This is a genomic window from Paenibacillus oralis (assembly GCF_003863965.1).
Taxonomy (GTDB): Bacteria; Bacillota; Bacilli; order Paenibacillales; family Paenibacillaceae; genus Fontibacillus; species Fontibacillus oralis.
Map to the genome: position 1 here is coordinate 2,483,419 of NZ_RRCN01000001.1, position 14,395 is coordinate 2,497,813.

Here is a 14,395-nt window from a genome sequence, read left to right on the forward strand (position 1 = left end):
CACATGCTAACACACTGAGGTCCAGAAAATCAATCACCTAGGCGTCGCTTGACAACCGCATTGCTGCTGGGTTACTTTGGAGTTAAAAAAAATACTAGTGAGTATAACGGGAGGGGAACATCCTGATGAAAGGACGTTGCTTATGGCTTGCGATAGCGGCGGTATTCACGCTGTCTTTAACCGCATGCTCTTCGGGAAACGATGGAGAAACCGCCGCAGCGAATGCCAACTCGGCAGTCGTTGAGGTGATGCAGGTGAAACAAGAACCTTTGAACACGGCATATGATCTGTCGGGCACGCTGCAATCCGCAGATTCGGCGACCGTTACGTTTCAAGCATCCGGAGAAATCAAACAGACGTTGGTGGAAGTTGGCGACAAAGTCAAAGAAGGGGACGTCCTGGCCGTGCTGGATGACGCGCCGGCCCGGATTGGGTTGGAACAGGCCAAAAGCGGCGTAGCCCAAGCCAAGGGCCAAGTCAGCGCCGCCGAGGCGGGGCTCGCCCAGGCCGAAGCGCAAATCCACAGCGCCGAGGCTAATTTGTCCACGGTGAAAAAGGGGGCGTCGGAGCAGCAGCTGGCCCTGGCGCAAAATCAGGTGAAGCAAGCGGAGGATGCCTATAACAAAATAAAGGCTGATACCGACCGGTATCAAAATTTATATGCTCAAGGGCTGATTTCGCTTAATGAATACGAGCAATCGCAAATTCAGCTTAAAAATGCGGAGAATACACTGGACAGCGCGCAGAAGCAACTGGAGGAATTGACCGACGGCGCGACGGATGAACAGCTGAAAGCCGCAAAGGCCGGGCTCGAACAAGCCCAGTCCGGCAAACAATCGGCCCTGGCCTCCAAGGCGCAAGCCGAAGCAGGGTATCAAAACGCGCTGGCCAGTCAGGAGCAAGCTGAGTTGGCCCTGTCCAAAACGAAATTGACGGCTACCGTATCCGGTACGATACTGGAGAAAATGGCGGTGGCCGGCCAGGCCGCCGCTGCGGGAAACCCGGCTTTTGTCATCGGGTCGACCGCCGAACTGCAGGTGCTGCTTCCGGTTCAGGACAGCAAAATTTCCGCTTGGAAGAAAGGGCAGAAGGTTGACATGGCGCTGGGGAATGAAACCCGGACCGGGACCGTAACCCGCGTCTATCCGCAGACCAATGCGGGGACAGGCACGATTTCCGTGGAAGTGAGCGTTCCTAACCCGAAAAAGGACTGGTTCCCGGGGCAGGTCGTGAAGGCAGGACTTCAAGTTTCCGATCAAAAAGGCATCCTCATCCCGGCCGAAGCCGTGATCAGCAACGGCCAGGAGCCGTACGTATTTCGTGCTGTCGGCGGGAAAGCGGTGAAAACGACCGTCGAACTTGGGGATGAAATCATTGAAAACCGCTTCCGGATTTTGTCCGGGTTGCAGGAGGGCGATGTCGTCGTGACCGCTGGAGCTGAAGGGTTGTTTGACGGGTACGCCATTGTAACGGCGGAGGACGCGGCCAATGATTAATTTTTTGGTCAAGAAACGCAAAATTACCCTGTTGTTTTTCATCATGCTTATTTTGGTCGGCGTGTACAGCTTTACGGGACTGGCCCGCCAGGAGATGCCGGATGCGGTGGTGAAGACCGCGCTGGTAACGACGGTTTACCCGGGAGCAACGCCGGAGAAGGTGGAGCAATCCGTCACCAAGGTGCTGGAACAGGCAATCAAGAAGGTGGATAGCGTCGAAAACATCATCTCCACTTCGGGAAGCGGGTATTCCAGCATCACGGTAGAGGCTTATGCGGATGCGGACGCCGAAGCGGCCTGGGACGAACTGCGCAAGAATGTCCAGGACGCCGCCGCCGATTTGCCGGACGACGCAATGCAGCCGGTCGTTAACGATAATCTGACCGCCTCTTTTGTCGGCTCCTATGTGGTTTACGCGGATACACGGGAAGAGCTGTATGCACTGAACGATACGATGATCGGCTGGCGCGATCAGATTCAGACGGTAAAAGGCGTAGCCGGCGTGGAAATCCAGGGGATTCCCGACCGGGAAGTCGCCGTGCAAATCGATACGCAGAAATTGCAGCAATACGGAATTCCGTGGGAAATGGTCGTTCAGTCCGTACAAAAGATGAACGAACGCGTACCGCTGGGAGACCTGAGTTACGATAACCGCAATTATCAGCTGCTGGTCAAAAGCCTGGACGATGTAAAGAAATTAAATGACGTTCAGATCACGACGACGCAAAACGGGTTCCCCGTTTATTTAAAAGATATCGGTGAAGCCAAGCTGACGTATAGCGATCCGGAATATTTGCCGTATTATAACGGGAAGCCCGCCATCCTGGTCAACGTCAACGCGCAGACGGGTTCGGACGTCCCTTCCATGGATAAGGTCATTTCGGAGAAGCTTAGCGATTTGGCCGAAGGTCTGCCGAAAAACGTAACGTTCAAGACAGCGTTTGCCCAGCTGGAAGTCGTGAACAAAATGTTTAACGAGTTAACCCGGGAAATGCTGATTGCGATCGTGGCCGTCATCATCGTTTGTATGCTTGGACTGAACATGCTGACGGCAGCTTTTGTCGCCTTGGCCATTCCGATCTCTATCGCGCTGGGGCTGGTCGCCTTGCCGCTGACCGGAGTCACTTTGAATGAAATTACGATCGTTGGCCTGATCATCGTGCTGGGGATCCTGGTCGATGACGCCGTGGTCGTCAACGATAACATCGAGCGGCGGCTCAGCGAACTTGGAGAAAATCCGTCGGACGCTTCCGTTAAAGGAGCCAATGAGGTTTCCGTTTCGATCCTGACGGCGACGTTGTCGACCATCTTCGCCTTTATGCCGCTGCTGTTTCTGACCGGGGACATCGGCTCTTTCATCAAGCCGCTCCCAATCGTGATTTCCGCCTCCATGTTGGCGTCCATGTTAATGTCGCTGACGATCATTCCGATTTTCCGCGAATGGCATGAGAAGCGAAGAGTCCATCGTCAAGTGAAAAAAGGCGGGGTAAAGCCGCCCGGTTTGCTGGGCAAGCAAATTCAAGCCGCCACGCGGTGGTATTCGGGCACCATCATTCCGAAGGTGCTGAAGCGGCCGCTGCTTACCGCTTTGACCGGACTTTTGATCGGCACGGCCTCGTTCGGGTTTGCGCTGCTGACGCCGATCGATCTGTTTCCGCAGGCGGAAGATCCGCAGGTCAACATCAATGTGGAGATGCCCGTCGGAACGTCGTTTAAGCAAACCGATCGCGTGGTGTCGAGCGTTGCCGAGTGGGTGCGGAAGCAGCCGGAAGCCGAGCTCGTCAGCTATGGATCAGGCGGGAAAGCGCCGGCGATCTATTCCGACATCACCAATGTCGTAGCCGCTTCGCCTACGGTCGGCCAAATCGCGGTTGTCGGCAAAGAGGGCAAATACAATTGGGATAAAACGGTGCAATCCTGGCAGGAGAAATTGAAGAAACAGTACCCCGGGGCCACCATTACGACGAACATTCCACGGCTGGGGATTCCGGTCGGAGCGGCCGTGTCCGTGCGGATTTCGGGCGAGGATTTGGATGAACTCCAAACCCTGTCCCAACAGGTGAAGGAGAAAATCGCCCAGGTCGACGGCACTTCGGGCATCAAAGACAACTTCGGCAACCAAAGCTACACGCTGGAGTTTGCCATTAACGAAGAGGCCATGAAACAGCATCAGGTGAATTACCAGACCTTGACCCAAACGCTCCGGCTGATGGGCGACGGCCTCGATATCGGCGATTTTGATACGGGGAAACAAATCATCGACGTTAATTTGTATATGAAAAACAAAGACAGCAATCCCAGCGATCTGTTCCAGCAAATCAACGTGACCAATGACCAAGGCGTGCAAGTACCGTTATCGCAGCTGGCGGAATTAAAGCCGTCGTTCTCCATCCAGAAAATTCAGCACTACAACCTGGTGCGTACCGTTACGGTGGAGGCTGATGCGACTGGCGGCAAAACGGCAACCGAGCTGAATACGGAAATTAGCGCCCTGCTTGGCGGCATGCATTTTCCGGAGGGCTACACTTGGACACTTGGCGGCGAAACGTCGGACCAGGCCGAGATCTTCGCGGATTTGGGCAGCTTGTTCATCATCGTCATCTTCTTGATTCTGCTGTTGATTACGGTGCAGTTCTACTCGCTGTCGACGCCGGTCATCATAATGACGACGGTATATCTGGCCGCGGCAGGCGGAATCATCGGGATCTTTATTTCCGGCTCGTCGATCGGCTTCATGAGCATCATGGGGATTATCTCCTTGGCGGGGATCGTCGTGCGGAACGGGATCGTGCTCATCGAGTTTATCGAGGATGCGCGCCGCGAAGGCGTAGGGCTCACGGAAGCGATTATCGGAGCGACCTCGGCCCGTTTCCGGCCGATCATACTGACCTCGCTGACCGCCATCATCGGCTTGCTGCCGCTGGCGATCACGGGGAGCGTTTTGTTCCGGCCGATGGCGTATACGATCATTTTCGGGCTGATGTTCTCCACGCTGCTCACGTTGATCGTTGTACCATCCTTATACATGGTGGTAGCCTTATATAAGGAGAAACGCCAGGAGCGCAAAGCCAACCGGGATGCCGGCCCGTCGGAACCTTCGGGACATCTTCCGGAAGGTCCGAACAGCCCGCTGTCCATGTAGGAGGCCGGCTCATTAGCAGGCGGGGCTTTCGGAGCGCGTTTTTTCGCTGATGAATTCATGAAGAAAGGATCATGGGTGTGGATAAAAAAACAGCGATCATTGAGGCGGCGTTTCAACTCTTTGAGGAGAAAGGGTTTGCTTTAACGACGATCGATGAAATTGCCAAAGCGAGCGGAATGACCAAGCCGTCGTTTTACAAGTATTTTCCCGGTAAAGAGGATCTGCTCCTGGAAGTGATAGAGATTTTTGCCGAAGAGCTGGAGGAAAAAGTCCAGAGGCTCTATCGCAAAGTGGATTTATCGAAAAGCGACCGGATTATTGAGTTAAGCATGATTTATCTGGAAGATATTTTTAAATATCATACTTATCTCGACTTTTTTCTGGATCCGTCGCAGCATTTTTTTGAAAATGAACGCATACAAAATGCGGTGATGACGGTCGAGCGTAAAGTATTTACATGGTTGGAGGACAGTATTGCCGATCTGTACGGCGAGCAAATGGACGGATTTGTCGTGGACGTGTCGTTTATCGCGCTCAGCGTCATGTTTGTATACACCCGGGTGAGCGGCCCGAATCTGTCGTTTGACCATAACCGTAAGTTAGCGGTTTATATTGAATACTTGGTCGGTTTAGTGGTCGAAGGGTTGAAGTTCAAAAAACCGGAAATGCCGCTGTTGTTTGAGACGCCTTCCTGGGTTATGAACTGCTGGCCGGAGGACGTTACGCCGGTTATGAGATCGCGTCAGCTTCAGCGGGTGTATCGTAGAATGGAATTGACCATCAAAAATCACGTTTCCCTGAGCGAATCCGAAAAGAAAGATTACCTTCAGGCCATTGCCCAAATCAAAACAGAGTCCAAAGACTCCTTGGAGCAAAACGTCATCATCAAAGCGTTGCTGTATTACCTGGAGCAGCTTGACGAGCTGCGAGACGAATGCGAGCAGTTAAGGCTGATTTTTGAGCCGGAGGCAAGCTCGTCACAAAATTGAATCTTTAAAGCGTTGCAGCCCGGATCTTGGATCCGGGCTTTTTGACTTTTTATAAAATTTCGGGCATGGTAGAGGGCGGTGCGCAGGGGGGAGAAGAGGAATCTGGGAGCTAAGGGACACCAGAGCCGTTATTTGCGGAAAAATGGAGGTTTGCAGAATGTAACGGACACAGAAGCCCTTATTTACCTCAAATCGTGCTGGATGAACGGGTTTAGTGCGAAATAGGGTCGCCTGTGTCCGTTAGGCTGGGAAATACCCGGGAAATGGGCGGATAAGGTCGCTGGTGTCCGTTAGAGCAGCATTCAAAGTTTAGGACGAGCCTCCGATCGCTCCAAAGTAGAAGTCAGAGCCATTAAAGGACGCCGTCAGGCGTTTTTCTTAATTTCGAAGAATGTGTAAAATTTACACAATGTAATGCGGAGCTTGCGAAAATAAATCACGGCGCGACAAACTCTTATTTTATAAGGGTTTGTGAGACTATCAAGGGATTAAATGAAAAACTATAAATAAAAATAACTTGATAGAAACGCTTTCATTTGCTATGATAGCGCTATAAAAAGCGGAGAATGATGTAAAATTTACATATTATCATCGTCTTTTATGGTAGATTTTCCGTCTTGCTCGCTTTTTGAATCCTATGAAAGAGGTGGTATAGATAAGACGGATCGTCATAGACACGGATATCGGCGACGATATCGACGACGCGCTGGCGATTGTGTTGGCGTTGAATTCCCCGGAATTGGACTTGGCCGGATTAACGACGGTGTACAGAAACACCGGCCTGCGTACGAAGTTGGCCCTGCAATTGCTCAAAGCTTACGGGAGATTGGACATTCCTGTGGCGACCGGTATCGGCAGCCCGTTAATCAACAAGACGGATACCGCCAGCATTCCGTGCCAGTGGGCGGAGGAATACAAGGACATCGATCACAACTGCGAGCAGCATGCGGCGGATTTTCTGATCGATCAGGTGCGGCGCGACCCGGACTTGACGATTGTCGCCATCGGCCCGCTGACCAACGTGGCCTGCGCGGTGATGAAAGCTCCCGAGGTGATGCGGGGCGCCAACATTGTGATGATGGGCGGGATGCACTCGGCTTTTTACCCGGAGTGGAACATCGTGTGTGATCCGGAAGCGGCGAGAATCGTCTTTGATGCGGGGCTGAAACTGACGATGATCGGCCTCGACGTCACCTTGAAATGCCGGTTAACCCAGGCCGATGTGGATCGGATCAAGCTTGCGGGGAGAATGGAAACCGATTTTTTGTCGCGCTTGATATCGATGTGGATGGATTCCTCAAAACATCTCCCTATCCTGCATGATCCATTGACGGTTGCTTATCTTAGTCATCCGGATTTGCTGGACCTCGCGCCGAAGAAGATTTCCGTAGAGTGCAAGGGGGAGTTTACCAGGGGGATGACGGTCGAACACAGAGACGTGTTCTTCGAGCGGCCGCTGGAGACCAATGTGCTGGCTGCCGTAGGGGTAAAAAGCGAGGCTTTCATTCAACTGTTTTTGCAAAGATTACTTAAATGAACAGGGGGGCTCTATATGAAAACAAAGAAAATATTGGGGATTTCGATGCTGGCTCTGATGCTTGTCGTGGCGGGATGCGGAGGCAAGTCGTCCGGCGGGGGCGCGGGTGAAGGCGCAAACGCAAATCAAGGTTCGGGGGAGCAAGTGACGCTGGAAATCTTCAACCAGAAGTCCGAAGTCAAGGACTATCTGAACCAGATCATCGCCAATTTCGAGGCGGAGAACCCGAACATCAAAGTCAATCAGGTGCAGGTTCCGGATTCGCGGAAGGTGTTGTACAACCGGCTGGCCAGCAACGATGCGCCCGATATCATGTCCATATTTCCGAATGAATCCGATTTCAAAACGCAAGCCGAGTCCGATTACTTTATGGATTTGACCGGCACCGATGTGCTTGCGAACATCAATCCGCAATTTTTGGACGGCGTCAAAGTGAACGGCAAAGATTACAGCGCGCCGCTGACAGTAAACGCTTACGGCATTTTTTATAATGCCGGTAAATTTGCCGAGCTCGGCTTGAAGGTGCCGGCAACCTGGGCGGAACTGGAGCAAACCGCGGCGGCGATTAAGGAGAAGAGCGCTATCCCGTTTGCTACCAGCTTTAAAGCGGCCTGGTCCGCGGGTCATCTCACCGAAGCGCTGCTGACCAATGCCGTGGGCTATGAAGCGGCCAACGGATTTTTCCAGGACGCTTCGGTCAAAGCGGCAGACGATCCCGGCATTCAGAAGCTGATAGCGCAAATGGATTTTATTCGCGATAACAGCCAACCTGACGCTGCAGGGGCGGATTATCCGGATGCCGTAAATCTGTTTGCCACGGGACAGGCGTTGATGCTTCCGCAAGGCATTTGGGCTGTTCCGGTGATCGAACAAGCCGGCATGGAAGATGAATACAAGATGTTCCCTATTCCGAATGAAAACGGTAACGGGGCTGTCGTAGGCGGCATCGATTATGCGCTGGCGATCTCCGCTTCTACGGAACACCCGGAAGAAGCCAAAAAGTTCGTGAAGTTTATGGCCGATCAGCAGACGGCGCAATATTTGGCGGATAATGAGAAGTCTCCTTCCACCATCACGGGCGTCAAAGCGGACGCTCCGCAAACGGAGGATGTCACAAAGCTGATTACGGAAGACGGGCGTTATTATCCATGGCTTCACTTTAATTGGAAGGCGGGCCTCGATTCCAGCTGGGGTACGGAAACCTCCGCGTATCTGATCATGAAAGACAAGGATGCCTTGCTGAAGTGGATCAACCAGGAGTTTGGCAAGTAATAGAAGGGCGGACTGGAGAGGATGCATCATCCTCTCCGGTTTCCACATTTATTTTTAAAAAGAGGGGGATTGTGATGAAAACATTCAACAGATATGCCCATTACTTGTTTACGCTTCCGGCGCTTCTGTTGTACGCCGTTTTCTTCCTTTACCCGATGGTGAACGGATTTTTGTACAGTCTGAGCGATTGGGACGGGCTGAGCAAGACGAGTCATTTCATTGGGGTGGACAACTATGTGCGGCTGGTTCAGGACGACCGGATCCGTAACAGCCTGGGTTTTACCTTTAAATATGCACTTGGCTTGATCGTCCTGACCGTGGTGCTTGCCGTAGTGATCGCTTTGCTGCTCAATCGCGTTCGCCGCTTCCAATCGTTTTACCGGACGACGTATTTCTTCCCGGCCGTACTTAGCATGATTACCGTCGGTTTGATTTTCAACCAGTTGTTCTCCCAGGCCCTTCCGGCTTTTGGCAAAGCCGTTGGCTCGGATGTGCTGTCGCGGAATTTGCTGTCCAATCCGGATTTGGCCTTCTTCGGGCTGTTGTTCGTCAGCCTGTGGCAAGGCTTGGCCATTCCAACGCTGCTGTTCCTGGCGGCTCTGCAGAGCGTACCCAAGGATTTGCTCGAAGCGGCCAGCCTGGATGGCGCCACCCCTTGGCAGCGGTTCCGCTCCGTCGTCATCCCGTTTCTGATTCCGACCTTAAATATCGTCGTGATCCTCTCGGCCAAAAGCGGGCTCACCGCGTTCGATTACATTATGGCGATGACGGGAGGGGGGCCGGGCAGAACGACGGAGAGCGTAGGGTTGCTCGTCTACAATTTTGCCTTTCAGGAATTTAAATTCAGCTACGCGAGTTCGCTGGCGATCGTCTTGTTCGTGATCATTGCCATCGTATCGATCGTACAGATCCGCTCCATGAGCAGATTGGAGGTGAATGCATGATGAACGGCAGCAGTGAAAAGCGATTGTCCGCGGTCAGCTATATTTTGTTGTCCGCCGGCCTGGTTGTCATTTTTCTGCCCCTCTATTTGACGGTGATCACAGCATTCAAAACAAGCAAGGAAAGCGCCAGAAACTTTTTTGCCTTCCCATCGGAACTGTATTTGGGCAATTTTCAGGAAGTGCTGTTCAACAATAATTTCTTTCAGTTTTTCTCCAACTCCGTTTTGATTACGCTGGTTTCGATCTTGTTGATCCTGCTGGTTGTGCCGCTTACGGCCTACGCCATCAGCCGCAATATGAACCAATGGTATTTCAAAACCTTGTACATCCTGTTTATTATGGGAATTATCATTCCTTTCCAGGTGATCATGCTGCCCGTAACCAGACTGATGACGGAGCTTGACCTGCTGAACCGGTTCGGGCTGATTTTGCTTTACGTGACTTATGCGCTAACGCAAGGCGTATTCTTATATGTAGGCTACATTCGCACGACGATTCCGAAAGAATTGGAAGAGGCGGCGGAGGTGGACGGCTGCTCCAAATTCAGAACGTACCGCTCGGTCATTTTTCCGCTGCTGGCTCCTTTGACCGCCACGGTGATCATCATCAATTCCTTCTGGATCTGGAACGACTTCCTGCTGCCGCTGCTCATTTTGAACAAATCGGAAACGTTTTGGACGCTTCCGTTATTCCAATATAACTTCAAATCGCAATATTCGTTTAATTACAACCTGGCCTTTGCATCGTTCGTCATGACGGTGATCCCGATCATGCTGGTGTACGTCTTTTTCCAAAAGCAAATTATCGCCGGTTTAACGGGCGGGGCCGTTAAAAGCTAATAACGGGGTGATACGGATGGCAATTCCTAAAGATTACATGGAAAAATTGTATGGAGGCTGGTTAGGCAAGGTGATCGGTGTGGTGCATGGCGCCAATATCGAGGGCTGGTCCTACGAGCGGATTGCGCAAACCTTTGGGGAAATTACGGACTATCCTTATTTGTTCAAGCATTTTGCGGCGGATGATGATATCAATGGTCCGGTATTTTTTATGCGGGCGCTGGCCGACTTTGATCCAAACCGGTTAACGGAGCGGGAAATGGCCCATACGCTGCGGAATTACGCGGGGGAAGGGCACGGCTTCTTTTGGTGGGGAGGCTACGGCGTTTCGACCGAGCATACGGCTTACCTGAATTTGAAAAACGGCGTTCCCGCTCCGCTGTCCGGTTCCATTGAGCAGAACGGTAAAACGGCGGCCGAGCAGATTGGCGGACAGATTTTCTCGGACTGCTGGGGGCTGGTATGCCCGGGCGATCCGTTCAAAGCGGCGGAGCTTGCGGGGATGATGTCAAGCGTGACGCACGGCGGGGACGGCGTCCGTGGCGGGCGTTTTATTGCCGCCTGCATCGCTTCCGCGTTTGTGAAGGGTAAGGTGGAGGAGATCCTTGCGGACGGGTTGTCCGTCATTGAGGAAACCAGCGATTACGCGCGGATGGCGCGGGATGTCATGGCCTTCCACCTTGAGCATCCGGGGGATTGGCGCGAAGCGTTTGCTTATGTTCAGGAAAAATACGGGTACCAGCATTATGAAGGAGTCTGCCATATTATTCCTAACGCGGCCGTAATCGTGTTATCCTTATTGTACGGGCAGGGCGACTTCAGCCGGACGATCAATATCTGCAATATGTGCGGGTGGGATACGGACTGCAATGTGGGCAATGTCGGAACGATTCTTGGCGTTCTGAACGGCCCCGGCGGAATCGAGGCGAAGTGGAAAGACCCGATTAACGATTTCGTCTGCTGCTCCGGCATTTTGGGCAGCTTGAATTTGCAGACGATCCCGCAAATTACCGCCGATACGGCCAAGCTGGCCAGTAAATTAAACGGAGAGCCGATCCCGGAATGGGAGGAGATTTTGCGGGACGACAGCGCCCATTATCTGCATTTTGAACTGCCCGGCTCCACGCATGCGCTGGAATGGAAATACCGCGGGAATGAGCGGATTCTGCTCGCCAATACGGACCGCGAGGCTTACCAAGGACGGCGTTCCTTGCAGCTTACGGCGCCTTCGGTGTTTACGGGAACGACTTTCGACGTGTTTTTCCTGACGTACGGCTCGCCGGGCGATTTCGACGACAGCCGCTACGATCCGGACATCTCGCCAACCGTATATCCCGGACAGACCGTGGAAGCGTGGCTCAAGCTCGACGAGACGGTAGGCACCGGACTCCATGTGCGCTTGTTTGCGGAGGACGTCTTCACCGGACGCCGCCTGTACAGCGCTCCGCTCGTTTTGAATGGAGAATGGCAGCGGATCGGCTACCAAATTCCGTATGCCGAGAACACAGCGATCGGCAAGGTCGGTATGGAGTACACGGTGAGCGGAGATTCCAGCCTGCGGGAGAAATCTTTTTCCTTGAAATGGTTCCTGGACGAGTTCAAAGTGTACGGCGCCGCGGATTATGCCGTCGATTTTGCCTCTCAGCGCATGGAGAAATGGAACGCCCTGCACCAGACGGTGTCGCTGATGACCTACCTGCGGGGGATATGGAGATTGGAGGAAGGCCGGCTGGCCGGCGGCCACGGATTCGAACCGGCCGAATGCTATACGGGTTCGCATTTGTGGGACGATTACCGGTTCCGGGTCAAGCTGAAACCGCTCAAAGGCGAGCAGCATTCCATCCTGTTCCGCGTGCAGGGAGCGATGCGGGGGTACGCCGTCGGACTGGCACCAGGGCAAACGATTGCTTTGTACAAAAATTTCGAAGGCTACCGTGCGCTGCAATCCCAGCCGTTCCCTTGGAACCATGGATTGGAATATGAACTGGAAGTCAGCGTGCGGGGCTCCCTGATCGAGGTTTCCATCGACGGAAGCCCGGCCATTCAGTATCGCGATGAAGACGCGCCTTATTTGCGCGGCGCCATCGGCTTCGGCAATGACGGCGGCAGCCGTACGGCCTACTCATCCTATCAAGTAAAGCCTTTATTGTAAATTTGCTGTAAATATATATAGAAACTATGTGGTGGTGTTGAAACTTGGCGACGATCAAAGATGTGGCGGAACTGGCGGGGGTATCGATTGCGACGGTATCCCGCATGATCAATCAAAATGGATATGTCAGCAAGCAGGCGGAGCAGCGGATAATGGATGCCATGGAGCGGCTCGGGTATGAGCCGCCGATATTCCGCCGTTTGGCGGATCGGAGCATGCCTACGATCGCTCTAATTTTGCCTGATATTACAAACCCGTTTTTTTCCGAACTGGCCCGGGCCGTGGAGGATATTTGCCAGCAGCGGGGTTATACCGTGTTCTTCTGCAATTCCGACAACCGTGACTTTAAGGAAAAAAGCTATCTGGAGGCGCTGCGCAAGCGGCGAATCGACGGGATCATCTATGCCTCCAACTATCTGACGCAGGAGGAACTGAACAAGCTTCGCCGGGACAATATTCCCGTGGTCGTGCTGGACCGTTCGTCCGATACGGGAAAATGCACGTTAATCCGCTGCAACAACTACGAGGGAGCCCAGCTTGCCGTAAAGCATCTGCTTGACATAGGCTGCAAAAAGATCGCCCACATCTATGGTCCGCAGGAAATCGTCACCGCCCAGGAACGGCTAAACGGTTACGAAGACTACGTTAAGTCTTTTTCATGGTACACCCCTTCATTAATGGCGCCCGGCCACTTTCAACTGGAGGGCGGGATGCAGGCGGTCGAAACGCTGCTGCTGCGGCATCCCGATATTGACGGCATCTTTGCCGGCAACGATTTTATGGCGATCGGCGCGCTTAAGGCGCTTCACCGGAAGGGTGTGAAGGTGCCGGACGACATCGCTGTATGCGGATTCGACGGCATTAAGCTGGCCGAAATGATCGAACCCGAACTAACGACCGTCGCCCAGCCCATTTACGAAATGGGAGAAACGGCGGCGCGCACGCTGGTACAACAGATTGAAGCCCGGGATACGAAATTCGACTCCGAGGTCATCGAGATCAACGTGTCATTAATCATCAGGGATTCAACGCGAAGGGATAGTGAGTAGCAATGACAGGCACGCAAAATCCAAATATTGTCGTGATCGGCAGTATGAATATGGATATTGTCATAGAGACCCCGGTTCTTCCCGAAAAAGGAGAGACGATCATGGGCGCCGGGGTCAAGCTTCTGCCCGGAGGAAAAGGGGCAAACCAGGCCGTGGCGGCTTCCCGGCTCGGTATGGAAACTTCTTTTATCGGTGCGGTAGGAAAGGATCGCTTTGGCGAGCAGATGCTCCAGGAACTAAAACGGCATTCCATCGTTCAGGCGCTGAACGTGATGCCGGAGGAGAAGACGGGGATCGCCTCGATCTGGGTCCACGACCGGGACAACCGGATTGTGGTCGTACCCGGAGCGAACGGAAAAATCACCTGGTCCGATATCGAGCAGCGCAAGTCGCATATCGACCGGGCGGATGTTGTCCTGCTGCAACTGGAGATTCCGCTGGATACGGTGGTTGAGTGTATTAAATACGCGCATGGGATGGGCAAAAAAATCATCCTGAATCCGGCTCCGGCCCAGCCATTGCCGGAAGAAATTTACCCGATGCTGCATTTGTTAACGCCAAACCGCCAGGAACTGTCCATTTTGGCGGGAATGCCGGAGATTTTGAAAGTAACCGATTTCTCTGCACTTTATGCTGCCATGCGGAGGATGATCGATAAAGGGCTTCCCTCCATTATGGTTACGCTTGGGGCGGATGGCGTGGTGCATATGAATGCGTCCGGCCATACGTTTCATATCCCCGGCAGGAAGATGGAGGTCTCGGACACGACGGGAGCCGGGGATTGCTTTAACGCGGCGCTTGCGGTGTCCATCGCCAAAGGCTTGGGATTAAAGGAGGCGGCCGAATACGCCGTCGCCGCCTCGGCGTTGGCGGTCACCAAATTCGGCGCCCAAAACGGGATGCCCGAAGCTTCGGAGGTCGACCTGTTCCTCGCAGGGGCGTTTTGAACATGGATGAAGATGTTATGGGGGAAAC

Annotated in this window: 10 protein-coding genes; all 10 read left to right on the forward strand. The window is 53.2% G+C overall.

Annotation, left to right across the window (positions count from 1 at the left end; all coding sequences use genetic code 11):
• The first annotated feature begins 125 nt into the window (after positions 1 to 125).
• The 10 genes from EHV15_RS11585 to rbsK all read left to right on the forward strand — a co-directional run bounded on the left by EHV15_RS11585 (position 126) and on the right by rbsK (position 14,367).
• Positions 126 to 1,496, forward strand: a complete 1,371-nt coding sequence (locus EHV15_RS11585) for an efflux RND transporter periplasmic adaptor subunit (RefSeq protein ID WP_128631334.1) — start codon at positions 126 to 128, stop codon at positions 1,494 to 1,496.
• Positions 1,489 to 4,638, forward strand: coding sequence for an efflux RND transporter permease subunit (locus tag EHV15_RS11590; protein WP_128631335.1), 3,150 nt, complete (start codon positions 1,489 to 1,491; stop codon positions 4,636 to 4,638). The genes EHV15_RS11585 and EHV15_RS11590 overlap by 8 nt, the downstream gene beginning before the upstream one ends.
• 77 nt (positions 4,639 to 4,715) lie before the next feature.
• The gene (locus tag EHV15_RS11595; RefSeq protein WP_178075830.1) at positions 4,716 to 5,627 is read left to right on the forward strand and encodes a TetR/AcrR family transcriptional regulator; all 912 of its coding nucleotides are present in this window, start codon (positions 4,716 to 4,718) and stop codon (positions 5,625 to 5,627) included.
• A 670-nt stretch (positions 5,628 to 6,297) separates the two neighbouring features.
• Positions 6,298 to 7,164, forward strand: a complete 867-nt coding sequence (locus tag EHV15_RS11600) for a nucleoside hydrolase (protein WP_281281719.1) — start codon at positions 6,298 to 6,300, stop codon at positions 7,162 to 7,164.
• Between the two features lie 15 nt (positions 7,165 to 7,179).
• Positions 7,180 to 8,436, forward strand: a complete 1,257-nt coding sequence (locus tag EHV15_RS11605; RefSeq protein WP_128631338.1) for an extracellular solute-binding protein — start codon at positions 7,180 to 7,182, stop codon at positions 8,434 to 8,436.
• 74 nt (positions 8,437 to 8,510) lie between these two features.
• Positions 8,511 to 9,380, forward strand: a complete 870-nt coding sequence (locus EHV15_RS11610; protein ID WP_128631339.1) for a carbohydrate ABC transporter permease — start codon at positions 8,511 to 8,513, stop codon at positions 9,378 to 9,380.
• Positions 9,377 to 10,219 carry a carbohydrate ABC transporter permease gene (locus tag EHV15_RS11615; protein WP_246061482.1) on the forward strand — a complete coding sequence of 281 codons (843 nt, stop codon included), beginning with the start codon at positions 9,377 to 9,379 and terminating at the stop codon, positions 10,217 to 10,219. The genes EHV15_RS11610 and EHV15_RS11615 overlap by 4 nt, the downstream gene beginning before the upstream one ends.
• A 16-nt stretch (positions 10,220 to 10,235) precedes the next feature.
• Positions 10,236 to 12,371: an ADP-ribosylglycohydrolase family protein gene (locus EHV15_RS11620; RefSeq protein WP_128631340.1), complete on the forward strand. Its 2,136-nt coding sequence runs from the start codon at positions 10,236 to 10,238 to the stop codon at positions 12,369 to 12,371.
• 44 nt (positions 12,372 to 12,415) lie between these two features.
• A complete protein-coding gene (locus EHV15_RS11625) occupies positions 12,416 to 13,420 on the forward strand; it encodes a LacI family DNA-binding transcriptional regulator (protein ID WP_128631341.1) in 1,005 nt (334 codons plus the stop codon).
• Positions 13,421 to 13,422: 2 nt separating this feature from the next.
• Positions 13,423 to 14,367: a ribokinase gene (gene rbsK / locus EHV15_RS11630; RefSeq protein WP_128631342.1), complete on the forward strand. Its 945-nt coding sequence runs from the start codon at positions 13,423 to 13,425 to the stop codon at positions 14,365 to 14,367.
• Positions 14,368 to 14,395 lie beyond the last annotated feature (28 nt).